Source organism: Verrucosispora sp. NA02020 (assembly GCF_013364215.1).
Classification (GTDB): domain Bacteria; phylum Actinomycetota; class Actinomycetes; order Mycobacteriales; family Micromonosporaceae; genus Micromonospora.
Genome location: NZ_CP054923.1, coordinates 3,359,067 through 3,378,404, shown reverse-complemented (window position 1 = coordinate 3,378,404; position 19,338 = coordinate 3,359,067). Strand labels below are relative to the sequence as shown.

Sequence of the window (19,338 nt, the reverse complement as noted above, 5' to 3'; positions counted from 1 at the left end):
ACCCGCCGGGCCGTGGCTCAGTTCTGGTAGTGCTCGTCGGCGAGGTCGAGCACCTCGTCGAGGACGCCGAGCGCCAGGTCGATCTCGTCGGCGGTGATGACCAGGGGCGGGGTCAGCCGCAGGACGTTGAAGTTGGCGGTCAGGTAGACGCCCCGCTGCATCGCGGCCTTGAGCAGCCGGCCGACCGGTGCGGCGGCCGGTCCCTTGGCGTTGAAGGGCACGAGCGGTTCGCGGGTGTCGCGGTCGCGGACCAGTTCCACGCCGTAGAACAGCCCCCGGCCCCGGATCTCGCCGATGCTCGGGTGGCGTTCCGCCAGCGTGGCCAGACCGGCACCGAGCCGCTCCCCCATCGCCCGCGCGTTGCCCACCACGTCCTCGTCCTGCATGATCCGCAGGGAGGCCACGCCGGAGGCGCAGGCGAGCGGGTGCCCGGCGTACGTCAGGCCGCCCCAGAACATGTTGTCGCGCAGCCACTCGGAGATCCGGGTGGAGACCGTCATCGCGCCGAGCGGCACGTACCCGGAGTTCAGCCCCTTGGCGGTGGTGAGGATGTCCGGCACGACGTCCCAGTGGTCGCAGGCGAACCACTCGCCGGTACGCCCGAATCCCGCCATCACCTCGTCGAAGATGAGCAGGATGCCGTACCGGTCGCAGACCTCGCGCAGCGAGCGCAGGTAGCCGTCCGGCGGGTAGAGCAGCCCGTTCGTGCCGGTGACCGGCTCGACGATCACGGCGGCGACGGTCTCCGGGTTCTCGTACCGGAGGATCTCCTCCAGGTGCGGCCCGCCGGAGCAGACCGGGCACGGGTCGGGGTGCCCGGCCGGGCAGCGGTAGGTGTACGGGTCGAGCATCCGCACCACGCCGCTCATCCCCGGCTCGGCCGCCCAGCGGCGCGGGTCGCCGGTCAGCGACATCGCGCCCGCCGTGGCGCCGTGGTACGAGCGGTACCGCGCGATGACCTTCTGCCGGCCGGTGACGTGCCGGGCCAGCCGGACGGCGTTCTCGTTGGCCGCCGCGCCGCCGGTGGTGAAGAAGCTCATCTTGAGGTCACCGGGGGTGATGCCGGCCATCATCTCGGCCAGTTCCGCCCGGGACCGTTCGGCGAAGCCGGGTCCGATGTAGCAGAGCTGTTCGGCCTGGGCGCGGATCGCCTCGACCAGTCGGGGGTGCTGGTGGCCCAGGTTCAGGTTGACCAGTTGGGACTGGAAGTCGAGGTAGCGGCGGCCGTCGTAGTCCCAGAACCACGAACCGGATCCGCCGGCCACGGGGATGGGGTCGAGCTTGCCCTGCACCGACCAGGAGTGGATGACGTACTCCTTGTCGGTCTCCTTGAGCCGCTCGCTGGTCCAGGTGGTGGTGGTGTCGGTGTCGGTGATGGTCATCGGCTGGCTCCGTCCCGTCGAGCGCTGGCGTCAGTTGCTCTTGAGCTCGGCGCCGAAGGCGGCGAGGCGGGCCAGCGGGCGTCCGGTGTTCGACGCGGCGCAGACCACGAGGATCTCCCGGGGCCGGGGCACGTCGGCCACCTGGAGGGTCACCGTCTGGTGGTGGGACCGGGTCTTCGAGTCCAGCTTGTGCTTGAGCGGGATGTCGATCGGGCTGCCGGGTACGCCGACCTTCTCGGCGGCGGGCAGCAGCTCGGTGCCACCGGCGGCCGTCCGGAAGACGTTGCCGAAGCGCAGGTTGTGGATCAGCGCCGAGCCGTGCTCGACCTCGCCGTCGATGCCGACGAGCGCGGCCTTGCCGAACGCCTCGACCTCGGCCCCGAGCAGTTCCACGCAGGCGGGGCCGACCAGCTCGCCGATCTCCTGGCCGATCTCGTCGGCCAGGGTGACCAGGTCCTGCACGTACTCGCTGGGGTAGGGATTCTCGATGACCACGCCGGCGAAGGCGACCCGGTGCACCGGCTGCACCGCTCTGCCGTTCTCCAGCCGCGTCTCTTCGAGGTGACGGATCAGCTTGCGAACCCGGATGCTCACGATCACTCCTTAGTGGTTCATTGGATGAACCATTGGTTCATATCCTGGCGTTGCCGAGGGTGCGAGTCAATAGCCCCCAGGGACGTATCCGGCTATCCGGCGAGGTTCATCTCTCGCCGTCCACGCAGGTCAGCGCGGTGACGGCAGCACTGCGGGCAGAGCCGGTCCGTCGGTCACATAGAGATCGGTCCGCCGGTCGGCGAGCGGTTGGTTGAACGGGTTGTGCAGCCGTTGCGCCCGCGTACCGATCAGGTCCACCTCGGCCAGCACGAGTTCCTCACGGTCCCCGCTGGCCGGGCCGGCGATCGGCCAGCCGTCCGGTCCGACCAGGACCGACCGGCCGATGAAGGGTTGACCGCGTTCCGCCCCGATCCGGCTGATCCCGGCGACGTAGCACTGGTTGGAGTGCGCGCCGGTCATGCACATCAGGTTCGCCATCGCCGGTGCCGCCCTCGGCTGTCCCGGCACCGGCACCCAGTTCGACGGCAGCACCACCAGGTCGGCCCCCTGCACCGCGGCGCTGCGGAACGTCTCGGGGAACCAGGCGTCGTAACAGATCCCGATGCCGATCCGGCCCAGTGGCGTGTCGAAGACCGGGAAGCCCTCGACGTTGCGGTCGTAGATGTCCTTCTCGTCGTTCCACAGGTGGGCCTTGCGGAACGTGCCGAGGTGCCCGGTCGGACCGATCAGCACCGCCGAGTTGAAGACCGCGTCGCCGTCGCGCTCGGTCACCCCACCCACGATCCACACGTCCAGTTCGGCGGCGAGCCGCGCCCACGCGGCGACCGTCGGCCCGTCCGGCACCGGCTGGGCGTACCGGGTGGCCTCCGCCCGGTCGGCGAAGACGTACCCCGCCGAGGCCGCCTCGGGCAACACCACGAGTCGGGCTCCCCGCTCGGCCGCCGCCCGGATCCAGGCGGACGTGCCGGCGACGTTCGCCGCGACGTCACCGAAGACCGGGGCCATCTGCACCCCGGCGAGCAGGAAGCGGGTCACCATGGTGCCCGCACCGCCGCGTACTTGACGGTGAGGTACTCGTCGATGCCGACCGTCCCGCCCTCGCGCCCCAGACCGGACTGCTTGACGCCGCCGAACGGGGCCGCCGGGTTGGAGATGACGCCCTGGTTGAGGCCCACCATCCCGCTCTCCAGCCGTTCGGTCACCCGCAGACCACGGCCCAGGTTCTCGGTGAAGACGTACGCGGCCAGGCCGTACTCGGAGGCGTTGGCCAGGCCGACCGCCTCGTCCTCGTCGTCGAAGACCACCACCGGGGCGACCGGGCCGAAGATCTCCTCGCGGATGCACCGGGCGTCGTCCGGCACACCGGAGAGCACGGTCGGCGCGAAGAAGTGCCCCGTTCCCTCGACCGGCCCGCCACCGGTGACGACCGCCGCACCGGCCTGCGTGGCGTCGGCGACCAGCTCGGCGACCGAGGTCACCGCGACGCCGTCGATGAGCGGCCCGACGTCGGTCGACGGGTCCAGCCCGTGCCCGACCCGCAGCCCGCCGAGTCGCTCGGCGAGCGCCTCGACGAAGCGCGACGCCACCGAGCGGTGCACATAGAACCGGTTCGCGGCGGTGCACGCCTCACCGACGTTGCGCATCTTGGCCTGGACCGCCCCCTCGACGGCCAGGTCGAGGTCGGCGTCGGCGAAGACCAGGAACGGCGCGTTCCCGCCCAGTTCCATCGAGGTCCGCAGCACCCGGTCGGCGGACTGGGCCAGCAGGGTCCGGCCGACCGGGGTCGAACCGGTGAACGACAGCTTGCGCAGCCGCTCGTCGGTGAGCAGGGCCGAGGTGACCCGGCCGGACTGCGAGGTGGTGATCACGTTGACCACGCCCCGGGGCAGACCGGCCTCCTCCAGGATCCGCACCAGCGCCAGCATGGACAGCGGGGTCTGCTTGGCCGGCTTGACCACGACGGTGCACCCGGCCGCCAGGGCGGGACCGATCTTGCGGGTGCCCATCGCCATCGGGAAGTTCCACGGGGTCACCAGCAGGCAGGGGCCGACCGGTTGGCGCATCACCACGACCCGCGAGTTGCCGCCCGGCGCCGGCAGGTAGCCGCCGTCGATGCGGACCGCCTCCTCGGCGAACCAGCGCAGGAACTCGGCGGCGTAGCTCACCTCGGCCTGGGACTCGGCGAACGCCTTGCCCATCTCCAGCGTCATCATCCGGGCCAGGTCGTCACGGCGCTCGATGATCAGGTCGAACGCCCGCCGCAACACCTCGCCCCGTTCCCGGGGCGGGGTCGCGGCCCACCCGGCCTGGGCCCGGGCGGCGGCGGCCAGCGCGTCCCGCCCGTCCTCGACCGAGGCGTCCGCCACCTCGGCGACGGTCGTGCCGGTCGCCGGGTCCTCCACGGGCAGGACGGCGCCGTCCCGACCCGCGCGCCACTCGCCGTCGACGTACAGCCCCTTGGGGGTCTTGTCGACCACCGTCAGTGCCGCCGCCAACACCTCGGCTGGTACGGCCATTGTCTCCTCCTTCACCGCACACCTCGCCGTGGACGAGCCGGTGCGGTCGGCGGGTGCCCTAGCGTCTGGCGAAGGCACTCGGAATGTCGATGTCTGCGTTACTGAGCAGGTCGGTGAGCTGCCGGGCGGCCTTGATCACCGACTCCGCCATGGTGTCGATGCGCTCGCGGGTGATCCGGTACGTCGGCCCGCCGATCCAGACCGCGTACGGCGTGTTGCCGCGCAGCCGCACCGGTGCCGCGACCGACGCCGCCCCGACCTCAAGTTCGTCGTACGCGAAGGCGAATCCGCGCTCCCGGACCGCGTCCAACGAGGCCACGAAGGACTCCAGGTCGCCCACCTCCGGCGGGGCGTGCTCGGCGAACTCCTCGGTGAAGTCCTCCCACACCGACTCCGCGCTCAGCGCCGCCAGCAGCACCTTGCCGGTGGAGGTGGCCCAGACCGGCTGGGTACGGGGTACCGGCTTGAGCGTCTGCCCGATCAGCGACGGACCCGGCACCTGCGCCACGACCATCACCTGTGGTGGCAGCAGCACGTCGAAGCCGGCGGTCTCCCGGGTCTCCTCGGCGAGGTTGCGCAGCACCTCGCGCATGTGGCCGTAGGCGCCACCGCCGTCGAGCAGTCCGCCCACGATGGAGAGCAGACCGAGGGACACCCGGTAGCGACGGGTGATCGGATCCAGGGTGAGCCAGCTCTCCCGCTCCAGCACGGTGAGCACCCGATAGCAGGTGGCCTTCGGGATACCCGCCTCGCGGGCGACCTCGCTGAGCCCGACACCTTCCGGGTGCGCCGCCACCGCCCGCAGGAGCCAGATCGTGCGTCGCACCAGGCCCGCCTCACTGGGCGCCATCGCTACCTCCATCAATTGCCGTCAGCCGTGAGATACGGCCCACATCTTGGCAGAAGCCATCGGCTGCGGCCGGGTGCCGAACGGCGGGAGCCGCGCGGCACCCGGCCGCTCGCCTACCTGCCGCCTTCGGTGATCGTCACGGTCTCCGGCGTGTAGGAGTTCCCGTTGGCGTCGAAGCCGTCGGCGTTCAGTTCGTCGTTGGCGCGCTTCGACAGGTCGGTGCGGAACGCGTCGGAGTCCGGCACGCCCTTGAGCACCCCGCCGCCCATCGCGATCTTGATCGTCTGGTCCCAGGCCGCCTGGTCCATCATCCCGACGCCGTTGGCGGCCGGCCAGATCAGCTTGTTGATCTCGTTGAGCATCCAGGTCTGGTGTCCCTTGCCCAGCGCGCTACCGGCGTTGAGCACGATGTCCACACAGTCGTCCAGCTCGTCGCGGCAGAAGCCCCAGCCCCGGTAGGACGCCTTGAGGAACTTCACCGCCGTGTCCTGGTTGACCTGCTCCTTGAGCCAGTCACCCCGGGCGTAGACGCCGTCCTCAAGGCTGGTGTAGCCGGCGTCCTGGAGGTTGATCACGGAGAAGTCCGACGGCTGGTACAGCTCGCCGGTGTCCGGGTTCTTGGTCTCCAGCAACTGGGCGTACTCGTTGTAGGTCTTGGCCTGGGCGGCGTCGACCTCCTTACGCAGCAGCAGCGACATGTCGAAGGGCTGCTGGATGATCTCGGCGTCCTTGGTCGGGTCGACACCGGCGTCCTTCATCGCGGCGAAGAGCACCAGCTCGTTGCCGTAACCCCAGCTGCCGACCTTCTTGCCCTTGAGGTCGGTCAGCTCCTTGATGCCGGAGTCGGCCCAGGCGACCTGGAGGTACGCGCCGCGCTGGAACACCTGGCCGATGTTGACCAGGTCCGCGCCCTGTTCCCGGGTGACCATCGTCTTGGTGACGTGGCTGACCGCGAACTCGGCGTTGCCGGCGGAGAGCACCTGCTGGGGGACGATGTTGACGCCGCCCTCCTGGATGGTGACGTCGAGGCACTCCTCGGCGTAGTACCCCTTCTCCTTCGCCGCGTAGTAGCCGGCGAACTGGGCCTGGGCGACCCACTGGAGCACCACCCGGACCTTGGTGGTCGACTCGCAGTTCTTGGCGGCCTCGGCCGCGGACTCGCTCGGGCCGTCGGACATGCCGCCGCAGGCCGAGGCGGCGAGCAGGACGGCGGCGAGGCTGGCGGCGATCGTGATCGGGCGGTTCCTCCGCGAGGTCCGCCGTAGGTGCAGGGCCATATCTGACTCCAACATTTCGTGGGGGATCCGGGCTCTTAGGAGTCGCTGTCGTGCAGGGACTCGTGCCAGGGCATCAGGAGGCGTTCCAGCAGGGACGTGGCACCGAACAGCAGCAGACCGAGGGCACTGGCCACGGCGATCCCGGCCCAGGCGTACTCGAAGCGGGGCAGGGCCGCCTGGTAGGCGATGTACACCCCGAGCGCGTTGCTCGGTCCACCGAAGTACTCGGTCACGATCACGCCGATCACGGCGAGCGTGCTGCCGAGTTTGAGCGCGTTGAACAGGTACGGCAACGCGTTGGGCAGCCGCAGCATGAGCGCCACCTGTCGTGGCTGTGCCGCGAGCGACTGCATGATCTCCAGGTGCAGGGGTGAGACCTGGAGGAGTCCCCTGGTGGTGTTGACCAGGACCGGGAAGAAGACCATCACCGCGGCCACGCCCGCCTTGGACATCGGGTTGGTGACCCCGAACCAGTTGTTGAAGATCGGTGCGAGGGCCACGATCGGGGCGCAGTTGATGATGACGGCGGCGGTCAGCACCGGGCCGGACACGCCCGGGAAGCGGCTGAGCGCCAGCGACACCGTGACCCCGGCGACCGCGCCGAGGAAGAGACCGAGGAGTACCGCCCGCACGGTGACCACCGAGGCCGACATGATCGTGCCGAACTCGGAGCGGAACGCGGACGAGATCTCCACCGGCGCCGGCACGATGAACGACGGGACGTCGAAGACCGTGACGACCAACTGCCATGAGCCGAGGATCACCACCGCCGTGAGCACGACCGGCAGGAACCGGCCGAGGGCCGTCCGCACCGCGGCGGCGGGCGGGGTGGTCCGCGCGAGAGGCGTGGCGCTCATCGGGCCGCCTGCTCGGCCGGGGCGCCGTGCAGCGCCGCGCGCACCTCGGTCACCTTGGCGAAGAACGCGTCGGTGGTCCGGGTCGCCGCGGTCCGTGGGTACGGCAGGTCGACGTCGATGCTGGCGGCGATGCGGCCGGGCCGGGCGGACATCACGACGATCCGCGAGGAGAGGAAGACCGCCTCGGAGATGCTGTGCGTCACGAAGACGACGGTGGTTTGGGTGTCCGACCAGATCCGGAGCAGCTCGCCCTGCAGGCGTTCGCGGTTCATCTCGTCGAGCGCGCCCAGCGGCTCGTCCATGAACAGGATCTCCGGGTCCGCCGAGAGTGCGCGGGCGATAGCCACCCGCTGCTGCATGCCGCCGGAGAGCTGCCAGGGGAAGTGGCGGGAGAAGTCGGTGAGCCGGACCAGTTCCAGCATCTCGTGGGCCTTGGCCCGCCGGGTCGACTTGTCCACTCCGGCCACCTGCAACGGCAGTTCGACGTTGCGCTGCACGGTCCGCCACTCGAAGAGTCCGGCCTGCTGGAAGACCATGCCGTAGTCCCGGTCCAACCGGGACGCGGCCGGCGTCTTGCCGTTGAGCGACACCGTGCCGCTGGTCGGCTCGGTGAGGTCGGCCAGGATCCGCAGCAGCGTGCTCTTGCCGCAACCGCTGGGACCCAGCAGGGACACGAACTCGCCCCGCTCGATCGACAGGTCGATGTCCTCAAGCGCCGTCACCGTGCGGTCTCCGCCGGTGAACTGCTTGGTGACTCCTCGCACGGAAATGATCGCGGCCTCGGACATCAGCTTCTCTCCAGGAGTTGTGGAGGCGGACGGGGTGGTCACCGGGTCTGCCGGTTCCGGAGCGCCACGCGCTCGATGAGTGCCAGGGACTGCACGAAGACGATGCCGGCCGCCGCCGCGACCAGGACGGCCGCGTACAACTTCTCGGGGCCGTTGGAGTAGTAGTAGGCGAAGGTGAGGATGGCCCGGCCGATGCCCCGGCCGGTGCCTGCGGAGAGCTCGCCGACGATCGCGCCGACCACGCTCGCGGTCGCCGCGAGGCGCAGGCCGGCGAAGACGAAGGGCAGCGCCGCGGGCATCCGCAGCCACCCGAGTACCTGCCAACGGCCGGCACCGACGCTGCGCATGAACTCCAGTTGGACCTTCGGCGGCGACTTGAGGCCGCGCAGGGTGTTGATGGTGACCGGGAAGAACGCGAGGTAGGCGGCGATGCCGGTGACCGCCACCCAGGGGGGTGCGCCGGCCTTGCCGCCCCAGATCACGATCATCGGTGCGATGGCCACCAGGGGGACCGTCTGCGACGCCACCAGCCAAGGCATAAGCCCCTTGCTCAGCGGCACCACGTTCAGGAAGAGGACGGCGAGCAGCAGTCCGAGCGACGCGCCGGCCACCAGGCCGTAGAACGCCTCGCGCAACGTCACGCTGGTCTCGCCGAGCAGATAGACGCCGAGTGTGGTCGCGTCGCCGCGCCGGGCCGGTTCGACGAGTGCGCCGAGGATCGTCCACACGTGCGGCATCGACAGGTCGTCGGTGGCGACGGGGAAGGCGATCCGGGTGCCGGGCACGACGTCGCCGACGGCCCGGCCCACCGCCTTGTACCCCTCCCACAGGCCGGCGAGCGCCGCCACCACGAGGACGGCACCGACGGCATCGCGACCGCGTCTGCTCGCGGCGGCCAGTCGGGCGGATCGGCGGCGTGGTGTCGGCGGGTCCACCTGACCGGCGGGTCCGCCCTGGGCGGCCACCGCGGCGGTGGTCGTTCTTGTCACGGTCATGCAGGCACTCTCCGAATCCCTCGGAAGCGTCGTCTGGCGTGGGATCCGCCGGGGTTCCCCCGGCCCGGATCGGATCACTGAGTGAACTGGTGGTTCACCATAGGAGCGTGAGCGAGGCCACGTCAACGGTTCTGAGCCGTCCTCAGATCACGATTTACGACCTCGTAACCCGCACCCACCTGCGGATACCTCGATCCGGGCAGACGTCCACCACCCGTCGCCACGCAGAGCGACGCCGCAGGCACCATGCGTGCCAGCGGTCCTTGTCGCCCGCATGGCGACGAGGCGGCAAGGACGGTGCGGACGCCGGGCCGTCAGTCCCGGAACACGTCCGGGCGCACCCGCACACCGTCCGGACACACCCGCCCATCGTTCGGGTGGCGGCCCGTCCCCGATTCGTCCCGGCGGGACCGTCGGCCGCGCGTCGGGACCGGCGACCCGGTCGCACGCCGGGCGTCACGCCGACTCCCGATGTCGGTGCTCGCCGCTATCGTCCGGCCATGACGAACAGTGATCTTGCCGTCCCCCCGACGCTGCCGACGGCCGAGGAGGAGGACCGCTTCTGGGCGCTGGTGGAGCAGGCGTGGGCCGGGTTGGGGCCGGAGCCGGCGGCCCTGCGTCGCGCCCTGATCGACCGCGATCCGGCGCACGACGACGGGTACGCCATGGACCCGTGGCTCGACCCCTTCCTCGACGAGCTGCGCCGGCTCTCCGCCGACCTGTCCCGCGCGGAGTTGGTCGCCCTCGACCGGGTGATCGAGCGCAAGCTGTACGACATCGACCGCGCCGACATCCACGAGATCACCGACGGTTCCGACGACGGCTTCCTGTACGCGCGCGGCCACATCGTGGCGTTGGGCCGGGAGTTCTACGAGGCAGTCCGGGCGAATCCGGCGACGGCAGTGCCCGACGCCGGCTGCGAGGGCTTCTGCTACCTCTTCTCCCACCTGCATCACGAGCGGTTCGGTGACTGGCCGGAGACCGGCTCGGGGATCAGCCGAGAGTCGTGCAGCAATCCGGCCGGCTGGGCCGACGCGTAGCTCCCGTCGGCACGACCAGGACACCCCCGGACCGACGTCGCCTGTGAGGTATGTTCGGTTCGACTCGCTCAATGCCACACACACGCTATCGGCGTATGCACATAAGTGAGCAGACGATCTCCCCCGCGACCGGCACCGTAGTGGTTCCCGAGTCGCGAGGGAGGTGATTTTCATGAAGAAGCTCACGGTTCGCCGGCTGGAGTCGGTGAAGACCAGCGCTGTCGCCGCTGCGTGTGTCGTCTCCTGACGGTGACACGCCACCTGAAGGCCGGCACCCGGACGGCAACTCCGGGTGCCGGCCTTCATCGATCCGCATGAGATGAGCGAAAAGGACGACTGACCATGGCCGGCTACCCACCAGACACACTTGTCCGAGTGCGCCCGTTCGACCACCGCACGGAGGGCGACACCGTCATCATCGGCGATGTCGAGCGGCAGGTATTCCTGTCGATCCCCGCCGAAGGGCTGGATCTGCTCCACTCGCTGGCCGCCGGCAACTCGGTGGGCGAGGCGGTCCGCCAGTACGAGCAGAAGTACTCCGAGACGCCCGACATCACCGACTTCCTGGACGCGCTGGGCGACGAGGGCTTCGTCGAGGTCGACGGCGAGGCCGCCGCACCCGGCCCCGCCCCGGCCCCCACCCCGGCCGCGACGTCCCGCCCCCGGCGCAGCTGGAGCCTGAACTGGCTCAGCCCGACGGTGGCCCGCCGCATGGTCAGCCTCCCCGTGCTGCTGCTCTGCGTCCTGGTCATCGCGGGCGGCGTGTATCTCGCCGCCGACGATCCCGACCTGCTGCCCACGCCCGGCGAGACGCTGCTGTTCCCCATCCACTTCGCGGCGCTGACCTGGGCGACGTTCATCCTCACCCTGGTCGGGGTCGCGATCCACGAGGCCGCGCACATGGTCGCGGCGCGGGCGGCGGGCGTACCGTCGCGGCTCGTCATCGGCAACCAGATGTACATCCTGGTGGTCCAGACCGACATGAGCACGATCTGGATGGCGCCGAAGCGGCAGCGCTTCGTCGCGTTCATCGCCGGGACCCTGGTGGACGGTGTGCTCGCCTCGTCCTTCGTCTTCGCCCTCTGGGCGGGCCGGCAGGGCTACCTGCAACTGCCGGAGTGGGGCGCGCTGCTGCTCACGGCACTGCTCTTCACGTACCTGGTCCGGATCATCTGGCAGACCTTCCTGTTCCTGCGGACCGACGGCTACTACATCGTCGCCACCGCGCTCGGTTGCCGGAACCTGATGTCCGACACCGAGGACTACCTGCGCAACCTGGTCGCGCGGATGGTGCGGCGCGCACCCCGGGTGGACCAGTCCGGCCTGCCCCGGCGGGAGATGCGCGTCGTGCGCTGGTACGCCCTGGCGTGGATCGGCGGGCGCCTGATGGCCCTGCTCACCCTGATCTTCGTCGGGATCCCGCTGCTGTGGGGCTTCATCTACCAGTTCCTGCTCTTCGTCTCCGGCCAGGACTCCATGATGGGGTCGTTTGACTTCGTCACCATCGCGGTGATCAGTTTCCTTCTCGACGGCGGCGGGCTGCTGCTCTGGGGACGCAGCCTCTATCGGGGTGCCCGGGAGCGACGTCGCCGGCACGACGTCCGGTCGGCCCGGGAGCAGGCCCGCGCAGCCACCCCGAGCACCACGACGCAGAAGGTCGTGGAACCGAGCGGCCAACAGTGACCCCTCGGTCGTCTCCCCCGACTCCCGCCTGCGGCCGACGTGGTCGCAGGTGGGAGTCGGCGGCGTTGTGGGTGGCGGCCGGCGCAGGGCGCGCAGCGGTCACGCCACGGCGTCGGGACGAGCCAGCCGGCCCGGCCCCAGGCCCATCCGTTCCATCAGGTAGTCGACGATCAGGCGCGGATCGGCGTGGAGGGAACCGCACGGTGCTCTCCGGATCATCCCGCGATCGGTGAAGCGTTGCAGGAACAGTCCGACCCGGGAGCGGGTCGTGCCGATCATCGCGGCGTAGTCCTCGTGGCGCAGCTTGAGACCGATCCGGATGGTGCGTCCGGAGGCGGTCCCGAACCCCTGTGCCAGGTCGAGCAGTCGCATCGCCAGGCGCGCCTCGCAGTCGGATGTGGTGTGTTGCAGCAGCAGCGAGCGGTGCCGACGCGCTTTCAACATCTGGCTGTGCAACCACACGTCGCAGATGCTCGCGTCGTCGAGAAGGTCCCGCAGGACGGCGGTGTCGAGCACGATCAGATTCGTGTCGACAACGGCAGCGGGAATGTACTGGTTCGGCATTCCGGGAAGTGAGTCCTCGCCGAAGTAGTCGTTCCTCGACAACACGTCGATAATGGTCCGGCGACCGGTCGGAGAATAGTGCTCCAGGTATATCGCGCCACCGTCGATGAAATAGACACGACCGTCCGCGCCCTCCGTCTGGTGCAACAGATCACCGGCCGCGAGCGTCACCCGTCGGGCCGCCACCGTGTGTGAGTAGAGAGCGGACCGTACGCCCCTCATGAGGCGGTGTGTCAGCTCGGAGCCGCGCGGCACGAGCATGTCGTCCAGGACGTTCGTGGCGGTCCGCGTACTGGCCAGGGTCATCTCCGTTCACCGTCCCGATGTCTCGTCAGCGCGGTGGGTGCCCAGGGATCGCGCCGGACCATCAATGATCTTGACGTCCGTTCCTGATACGCTAGCGAGTCACCCGGCCGCCCGTCAGTCGCGCGTTTTACCGGCTCCGGCGGACCGAACGGTTCCTCACATGTGACCACCCGGCCAGAATGGGTCCGATTCGACCGTGGCGTCAACCCGTGAAATGGCCGCTCGCACCGCTTGTCGCCCACCGCGCGAGGGCGTCCCGCTCCGCACGGCACACCACCGCGGCTGGTGTAGCATGTCGTGTTCCGCCGCCCAGGGCCGGACACGACACATCGTGGCCGAGGTGCCCGACCGCTCGGGTCACGCGTAGGCGAGCAGGAAGTCGACGGTGCCGGTGCCGCCGGGCTGGCCCGGCGGGACGGTCAGCCCCGGCTCGCTGTTCAGGACGTAGAAGCCCCCGTTGCCGATCAGGCGTGGGGTCACCGCCATCGCCTGGGCCGCCATGGTCGATCCGGTCGGTCGTACCACGCTGTCGAGCAGGAGGCGGAAGAGATTGTCGTTGAGGTTGGCGACGTGCAGGACCCGGTAGGAGCGCGGGGCGGGGGCGCCGGTGCTGGTCAGCCCCCAGATCGGCACGATCTGGTCGCGCCACCGGGCCGGGTTGTTGGTGATCGCGGCGTCGTGGTTCTGTAGTTGGGTCTGGATGCCCGAGTGGATCCCGGCCAGGTGGATGTGGAGTTGGTCCTGCTGCCGGATCATCGGGTCGGCCGAGTTGATGCCGAGCCCGACGTGTGGATAGACCACGTGTCCGGGCTGGCCGGGTTGGGCGTTCAGCCACGCGTCGAGCCAGTAGTTCGGGGCGGCGGCGGTGGTGATGAACGGGCACTCGATGCCGCTGACACGGCAGGTCGGGACGAGCAGGTAGTCGTGGTTGGACCCGGACCCGCCGTTGAGGACCACGTACGTCGCGGTGGTGCGCAGGCACTGTGGGAACGGCGGTCCGGGCTTCGCTCCGGTGCAGACCTGCACCCGGTCCCACAGGTCGTACCGACCACCGGTGTCGCTCGGGTAACCGCAGAGGGCGGAGGGCGTGGGACAGGCGGCGGCGCCCGGAGCACCGGGGACGTCCGGGTTCGCCGGGGGGCCTCCCCCGTCGGCGGGGCCGCCGTCGGCGCGCGCCCGACCGGCCGCGACCAGGCCCAGGAGGCCCGTGGCGCCTACCGTTCCCGAGAGCCTGACGAACTGGCGTCGGCCCAGTTCCGTACCGGTCCTGTCGTCGCCCACCGTCAGCCTCCAGGGTTCCCGATCCGCGCGGACGCGCCGGTGTCCACCTCCGGCCGGGACGCCGGGCGGACGAATCGGACGCGATGTCGACATTAGGGCGGAGAAGCCGAAAGCTCCTCGACGTCGAGGGCCGGTCCCCTGATCGTGTCCGCCGACCGGTGATCATCGTCTCCCGGCCGCCGCGTTGACCTGACGTGCGGTTGAGGTTTTAGCGTTCGAGGGAAGGAAACCGAGAAGGGCAAGCCATGCGACTGTCACGTCTGTTCACGCCACGCACGGTGGCGAGCGCCCACTGCGACCTGCCGTGCGGGGTCTACGACCCGGCCCAGGCCCGCATCGAGGCAGAGTCGATCAAGGCGATCTGCGAGAAGTACCAGGCGAGCGACGACCCGGAGTTCCGGACCCGCTCGCTGATCATCAAGGAGCAGCGGGCCGAGTTGGTCAAGCACCACCTGTGGGTGCTGTGGACCGACTACTTCAAGGCTCCGCACTTCGAGGCGTACCCGCATCTGCACCGGCTCTTCAACGAGGCGACCAAGCTGGCCGGGGCCGGCGGCGCGAAGGGGTCCGCGGACCCGGCCGTGGCCGAGCAGCTCCTGGCCCGGATCGAGGAGATCTCGACCATCTTCTGGGAGACCAAGAAGCAGTGACCGTGAGCCGGGCGGCACGTGCCGCCCGGCCTCGGCCGGGGTCGGGTGGGACGGGGCCGGACCCGTCCCACCCGACGTCTTCAGCTACGCAGGTTCCACTGCTGGTTCGTGCCGCCGTGGCAGGCCCAGAGGTGCACCTTCGTGCCGTTCGCGGTGCCGTTCCCGCTGGCGTCGAGACAGAGCCCGGACTGGGCGCCGGTGATCGTGCCGTTCGGGTTGACCGTCCACTGCTGGTTGACCTGCCCGTTGCAGTCCCAGATGATCGCCAGGGTGCCGTTCGCGGTGCCCTGACCGGACGCGTCGAGGCACTTGGTGCCGTACACCACGAGTTGCCGGGCGGCGGTGTACGTGAAGCGCTGGTTGGTGCCGCCGTGACAGTCCCAGAGCTGGGCCTGCGTGCCGTTGGTGGTGCTCGATCCGCCGATCTCCAGGCAGCGACCGGACTGCCCGCCGACGAGTAGGACGTTCTGCTGGCCGCCGCCGCTCTGCGGACCGGCCGCCGCCATCACCGCCTGCGCCCCGGCGGGCCAGTTGTTGTTGCTCACCGTCACGTTGCCGTTGACCACGTTGCCGCGATCGCCGTTGGTGACGTTGCTGCTGCCGTTGGTCGACCAGTTGTTGGTGACGGTGAAGTTGCCCATGTTCTCGGCGTACCAGTAGTTGGCGGTGGCCCAGGTGCCGGTCGACGAGAAGACGTTGTTGCGGGCGGTGAAGTAGCGGGAGCCCTCGTCGAAATAGAGCCCGAAGTGGCCGTTGGTCCGCAGGCAGTAGTTGTCGGCGATCAGTCCGCCCGGATTCGCCGACAGGGTGTAGATGCAGCCGCCGTCGTTCATCTGCTGCATGACGTCGTGCACGTAGTTGCCGATGACCCGGTTGTTGGACGCGGTGGTGGCGGTGCTGTAGCGCGGCTGGTAGTTGTACAGCCCCCGGTCGGCGTAGTGGTTGCTGCCCCCGGCGTCGTTGGAGCCCCAGCCGTACCCGACGGACATGCCGGTGTACGGCATGTTGTAGACCTCGTTGTACGAGACGGTGGAGTTGGTGACGTAGGTGGTCAGCACCGAGACGATGCCCCGGTACTCGATGCCCAGGTCGTGCAGCCGATTGTTGCTGATGGTGATGTCCCGGTTGACCATGCGCTGGTCGCTGGGGTGGTGGGCGTCGGCGCGTACGCCACCGACGACGATGCCACCGGCGACGTTGCGGGCGATCTCGGACCGGGTGATGGTGATGGTGCTGGCCCCGAGGCCGACGCCGCTGCCATGGGCGTTGGCGTCGTTGCCGATCCCGATGGCGGTCTGACCGAGGTTGACGAACGAGGAGTCGGTGAAGGTGACGTTGTTGGCGGCCGAGATCTGCACGGCGGCCGGCATCTGCTGCCAGTTCGGGCGGGTGGCCTCGAACTGCGGGCAGCCGTTGTGGCAGGAGGTGAAGGCGGGCCAGCTCCAGTTGCCGGCGATGTACGCGCCGGTCTGCTGGTCGACGTAGCCCTGCGCGCTGCTGGCGCCGAGCCAGCTCGTGCCGGTCACGGTGACCCCGCTGAACGTGATGTGGTGGGCCGGGGCCGCGTACGTGCCGCCGATCTGGATCAGGGACTGCACCGTCGGCAGCTCCACCCGGGCGGTGCTCATGTTCTGCCCGGCCAGCGGGATGTAGGAGAGGGCCCCGCTCCCCGGGTCCAGATACCACTCCCCCGGCGTGTCCAGGAACTCGTAGGCGTTGCTCAGGTACAACGGCCCGGCCCGGTGCGGGCTGGTGAAGGTGTCGTACCCGAAGTTGTTGTTGCTCCAGCCGGGTTGCTGCATCCGGATCTGGTTGCCACTGATGCTCTGCACCGACACGTACCGGTCGGTGAACGAGTTGACGCTCTCCATCTGGATGCGGCTCTGGTTGGCCAGGTTGTTGAGGTAGCCCAGCGCGCTGCTGGTGAACCGCATCCCGGTGCTGTCGGCGGTGAAGTCGGCCCGGTTGACCTGGGTACGCGCCCGGGTGGCGACGGCACCGTCGACGTAGAGCTGCCGGCTGTCCAGTCCGGCGCCGACGTTGGCCCGCCAGATGTTGCGTCCGGCGTCCACGAGGGACCAGCCGGTGACCGCGCGGGCGCCGCTGATCACCGGGCGGGCCGACGGGGCGGCCTGCCACAGCACGCGGTATCCGTTGGTGCCGGAGTCGGCGGCGGTGAAGCGCAGCGGCGCGGTGAGCCGGTAGGTCCCGTCGGCCAGTTGCACCACGATGTCGCCGGACATCGCGCTGTTCAGGGCACGGACGGCGGTCTGCGCGCCGGTCAACGAACACGGCGCGGCGGCGCTGCACGTGCTGCCGCTGCCCGTCGGCGAGGCGTAGAGGGTGGTGGTGGCGGCGAGGGCCGGGGCGGCGGAGGTGGCCACGACGGTGGCGGTGAGTACGCTGGTCAGCGCCACCGTGGTCACTGCGGCCAGCACCCGGCGGGGTGTGGAGGGACGAGGCGGTCCGGACACGGGAGGTCTCCTTCGGCTGGGACGGGTGGTGGTGATCGTGCGGGTGGTGGCCGTGCGGGGGTGGTGGCCGGCTCAGCCCAGGAGCCCGCGCAGGTAGGCCAGGCCGTCGAGGGCGAGCCGGTCCGGCGACGGGGCGAGGGGCCGCCAGATGGACGCGGCGGTGGCGATCGTCTCGTTCTCGGCGGTGAACGACTCGATGCAGACCGCACCCCGGTAGCCGGTGCCGGCCAGCACCGCGAACAGGCGCGGCCAGTCCAGGTGGTCGCTGCCGGGAGCGCCCCGGTTGGTGCCACTGACCTGGACGTGCTTGATGTACTGGCCGGCGACGGCAAGCGCGGCGTACGGGTCGGCCTCCTCGATGTTCATGTGGTACGTGTCGATCATCAGGCCGACGTTCGACGGCAGACCGTCGATCAGGTCCACCGCCTGGTCGATCGTGTTGACCACGCTCGTCTCGTACCGGTTGAGCGCCTCCACCCCGATGGAGACGCCCCGCGTACCGGCGTACTCGGCGACCGGGGCCAGGGCCCGGCGGAAGTCCGCGTAGCAGGCGACGCGTTCGGCCGCCGTCATCCGCCAGGTCCGGCCCACCGAGGCGTAGACCGGACCGCCGACGCTCGGCGCGCCGACGGCCGCCGCGCTGTCCACACAGCCCTTGAGGTACGCCACGGTGGCCGCCACCACCGCCGGTGCGGCGTCGACGAGGTCCCGGCCGGGCGGGGTGACCGCGCAGACGCCGGCGGCGCTCAGCCCGTGTGCCGCGAGCAGGTCCCGGGTCCGGACCGGGTCCCAGTCCCCGGGCTGCTCGATCGGCAGCTCGACCGCGTCGAAGCCGAAGCCGGCGATCCGGGGCACCAGTTCGGCCAGGGCCGCGTCGTCGACCGGTGAGGTCCACACCCAGGGGTTGACGCCGATCTCGTACACCGGGGCCTACTTCCAGCGCTGGGGGTACCCGGGCAGGTCGGTGCAGCCGCACATCGCGTAGTGCAGCGGCGGCATGTCCGGGTCGAGGTAGCTGTCCAGGTTCTCCTGCGTGATGGTCGGCTGCGGCAGCTTCCACGGCTTGGAGACCTGCTCACCGTCGAGGATCCGCAGGGCGGCGATGATCGGCGTGCGCCACTGGTAGGTCGGGTAGGTCGGCGCGATGGCGGTGAGCCCGGCCTCCTTCCAGACCTTGAGGAAGTCGAGCTGGTCCTCGCCGTTGATCGGCGGCACCGGCTTGCCGGCGTCCTGGAACGCCTCCACCGCCGCGACGGCGACCGCTCCGGCGTCCATCCAGACGCCGTCGATGGTGCCGTACCGCTGGAGGTAGTCGTCGACGATCTTCTTGGTCTTGGCCGGGTCGCCGTCGGTGAACTCGACGCCGACGACGTCGACGCCCGCCTTGTCGAACGCGACCTTCGCCGCCGCCCAGCGCGTCTCCAGCACGTCGACGCCGGGCAGGATGCGCAGCGCGAGCAGCTTGCCGCCGGGCTTCATCCGCTGGCTGACGAACTCGGCGCCCACGTGACCGAAGCCGTACCCGCCGATGGGGTTGATGAACGTCACCGGGCAGTCCGTGTCGACACCACGGTCGAAGACGATCACCGGCAGGCCGGTGCGGCAGGCGGCCTCCACCGCCGGGGTGAGGGTGGCGGTGGTGTTCGGCGAGACGATCAGGGCGTCGCAGTCGCGGCCGAGCAGGTCGTTGATGTCGGCGATCTGCTTCTGGTCCTTACCTTCGGCCTCCACGTGCACGAACTCGGCGATCCGGTCCCCCTGTGCGGCCACCTCGGCCTGCATGGTCTTGTAGCCGACCTGACGCCAGGGGTTGTTCAGCGCCGCGTTGGAGAAGCAGATGCGGTGCGGCCCGGCCTTCTTGTAGGAGGCGGTGTCCACCATCGCCGGGTCGAGCGCCTGCTCCCACGGTTTGTCCGCCGGGCCGGTCGGCGTGGCCTGCAACAGGGCCAGCTCGGCGTCGTAGGCGGCCTGCTCGAAGAAGGAGGACTGTTCGCCGGTGCCGGCCCCGGCGGGCGCGGACGAGGCACCGGACGGGTTCGCGACCGGTTGGTCGGTGGCGCAGCCGGCGAGGGCGAGCAGTGTCACCGCGCCGAGCGCGGCGAGAGAGCGTTTCATCGGGA

At 70.0% G+C, this 19,338-nt stretch carries 17 protein-coding genes; 3 read left to right on the top strand and 14 right to left on the bottom strand.

Features of this window, described 5'->3' with window-relative positions:
* Positions 1–17: 17 nt before the first annotated feature.
* From HUT12_RS14790 to HUT12_RS14750, 9 genes are all read right to left on the bottom strand, one after another.
* Entirely contained in the window at positions 18–1,382 is a 1,365-nt protein-coding gene (locus HUT12_RS14790; RefSeq protein ID WP_176093750.1) for an aminotransferase class III-fold pyridoxal phosphate-dependent enzyme, read from the bottom strand.
* A gap of 30 nt (positions 1,383–1,412) precedes the next feature.
* Positions 1,413–1,976, bottom strand: a complete 564-nt coding sequence (locus HUT12_RS14785) for an amino acid synthesis family protein (protein WP_199489138.1) — start codon at positions 1,974–1,976, stop codon at positions 1,413–1,415.
* A 129-nt stretch (positions 1,977–2,105) separates the two neighbouring features.
* Entirely contained in the window at positions 2,106–2,975 is an 870-nt protein-coding gene (locus tag HUT12_RS14780; protein ID WP_176093749.1) for a nitrilase family protein, read from the bottom strand.
* Entirely contained in the window at positions 2,969–4,453 is a 1,485-nt protein-coding gene (locus HUT12_RS14775) for an NAD-dependent succinate-semialdehyde dehydrogenase (RefSeq protein WP_176093748.1), read from the bottom strand. Before HUT12_RS14775 ends, HUT12_RS14780 begins: the two co-directional genes overlap by 7 nt.
* 58 nt (positions 4,454–4,511) lie before the next feature.
* Positions 4,512–5,303 (bottom strand): IclR family transcriptional regulator, encoded by a 792-nt coding sequence (locus tag HUT12_RS14770; RefSeq protein ID WP_161594958.1) that lies wholly within the window; start codon positions 5,301–5,303, stop codon positions 4,512–4,514.
* Between the two features lie 113 nt (positions 5,304–5,416).
* Entirely contained in the window at positions 5,417–6,595 is a 1,179-nt protein-coding gene (locus HUT12_RS14765) for an ABC transporter substrate-binding protein (RefSeq protein ID WP_201272375.1), read from the bottom strand.
* A 20-nt stretch (positions 6,596–6,615) separates the two neighbouring features.
* Positions 6,616–7,437 carry an ABC transporter permease gene (locus tag HUT12_RS14760; RefSeq protein WP_131053155.1) on the bottom strand — a complete coding sequence of 274 codons (822 nt, stop codon included), beginning with the start codon at positions 7,435–7,437 and terminating at the stop codon, positions 6,616–6,618.
* A complete protein-coding gene (locus HUT12_RS14755; protein WP_131053154.1) occupies positions 7,434–8,225 on the bottom strand; it encodes an ABC transporter ATP-binding protein in 792 nt (263 codons plus the stop codon). The genes HUT12_RS14760 and HUT12_RS14755 overlap by 4 nt, the downstream gene beginning before the upstream one ends.
* 38 nt (positions 8,226–8,263) lie before the next feature.
* Positions 8,264–9,220, bottom strand: a complete 957-nt coding sequence (locus HUT12_RS14750) for an ABC transporter permease (protein ID WP_131053153.1) — start codon at positions 9,218–9,220, stop codon at positions 8,264–8,266.
* Between the two features lie 500 nt (positions 9,221–9,720).
* Between HUT12_RS14750 and HUT12_RS14745 the strand changes: the two genes are divergently transcribed.
* Together HUT12_RS14745 and HUT12_RS14740 are read left to right on the top strand one after the other, a co-directional pair.
* Positions 9,721–10,260, top strand: a complete 540-nt coding sequence (locus HUT12_RS14745) for a DUF4240 domain-containing protein (protein ID WP_176093747.1) — start codon at positions 9,721–9,723, stop codon at positions 10,258–10,260.
* A 375-nt stretch (positions 10,261–10,635) separates the two neighbouring features.
* Positions 10,636–11,943, top strand: a complete 1,308-nt coding sequence (locus HUT12_RS14740; RefSeq protein ID WP_176093746.1) for a hypothetical protein — start codon at positions 10,636–10,638, stop codon at positions 11,941–11,943.
* A 99-nt stretch (positions 11,944–12,042) separates the two neighbouring features.
* Here HUT12_RS14740 and HUT12_RS14735 read toward each other — a convergent pair whose 3' ends face one another.
* Together HUT12_RS14735 and HUT12_RS14730 are read right to left on the bottom strand one after the other, a co-directional pair.
* Positions 12,043–12,813, bottom strand: a complete 771-nt coding sequence (locus HUT12_RS14735) for a Crp/Fnr family transcriptional regulator (protein ID WP_176093745.1) — start codon at positions 12,811–12,813, stop codon at positions 12,043–12,045.
* Between the two features lie 357 nt (positions 12,814–13,170).
* The gene (locus HUT12_RS14730; RefSeq protein WP_176093744.1) at positions 13,171–14,094 is read right to left on the bottom strand and encodes a CDP-diacylglycerol diphosphatase; all 924 of its coding nucleotides are present in this window, start codon (positions 14,092–14,094) and stop codon (positions 13,171–13,173) included.
* A gap of 245 nt (positions 14,095–14,339) precedes the next feature.
* Between HUT12_RS14730 and sodN the strand changes: the two genes are divergently transcribed.
* Positions 14,340–14,744 (top strand): superoxide dismutase, Ni, encoded by a 405-nt coding sequence (sodN, locus tag HUT12_RS14725; protein WP_131054169.1) that lies wholly within the window; start codon positions 14,340–14,342, stop codon positions 14,742–14,744.
* An 80-nt stretch (positions 14,745–14,824) separates the two neighbouring features.
* On the opposite strand, the gene HUT12_RS14720 is transcribed toward sodN, so the two are convergent.
* From HUT12_RS14720 to HUT12_RS14710, 3 genes are all read right to left on the bottom strand, one after another.
* A complete protein-coding gene (locus HUT12_RS14720) occupies positions 14,825–17,218 on the bottom strand; it encodes an RICIN domain-containing protein (protein ID WP_217706000.1) in 2,394 nt (797 codons plus the stop codon).
* Between the two features lie 72 nt (positions 17,219–17,290).
* Positions 17,291–18,142 (bottom strand): sugar phosphate isomerase/epimerase, encoded by an 852-nt coding sequence (locus tag HUT12_RS14715; RefSeq protein WP_176093743.1) that lies wholly within the window; start codon positions 18,140–18,142, stop codon positions 17,291–17,293.
* Positions 18,143–18,148: 6 nt separating this feature from the next.
* Entirely contained in the window at positions 18,149–19,333 is a 1,185-nt protein-coding gene (locus HUT12_RS14710) for a substrate-binding domain-containing protein (RefSeq protein ID WP_176093742.1), read from the bottom strand.
* Positions 19,334–19,338 lie beyond the last annotated feature (5 nt).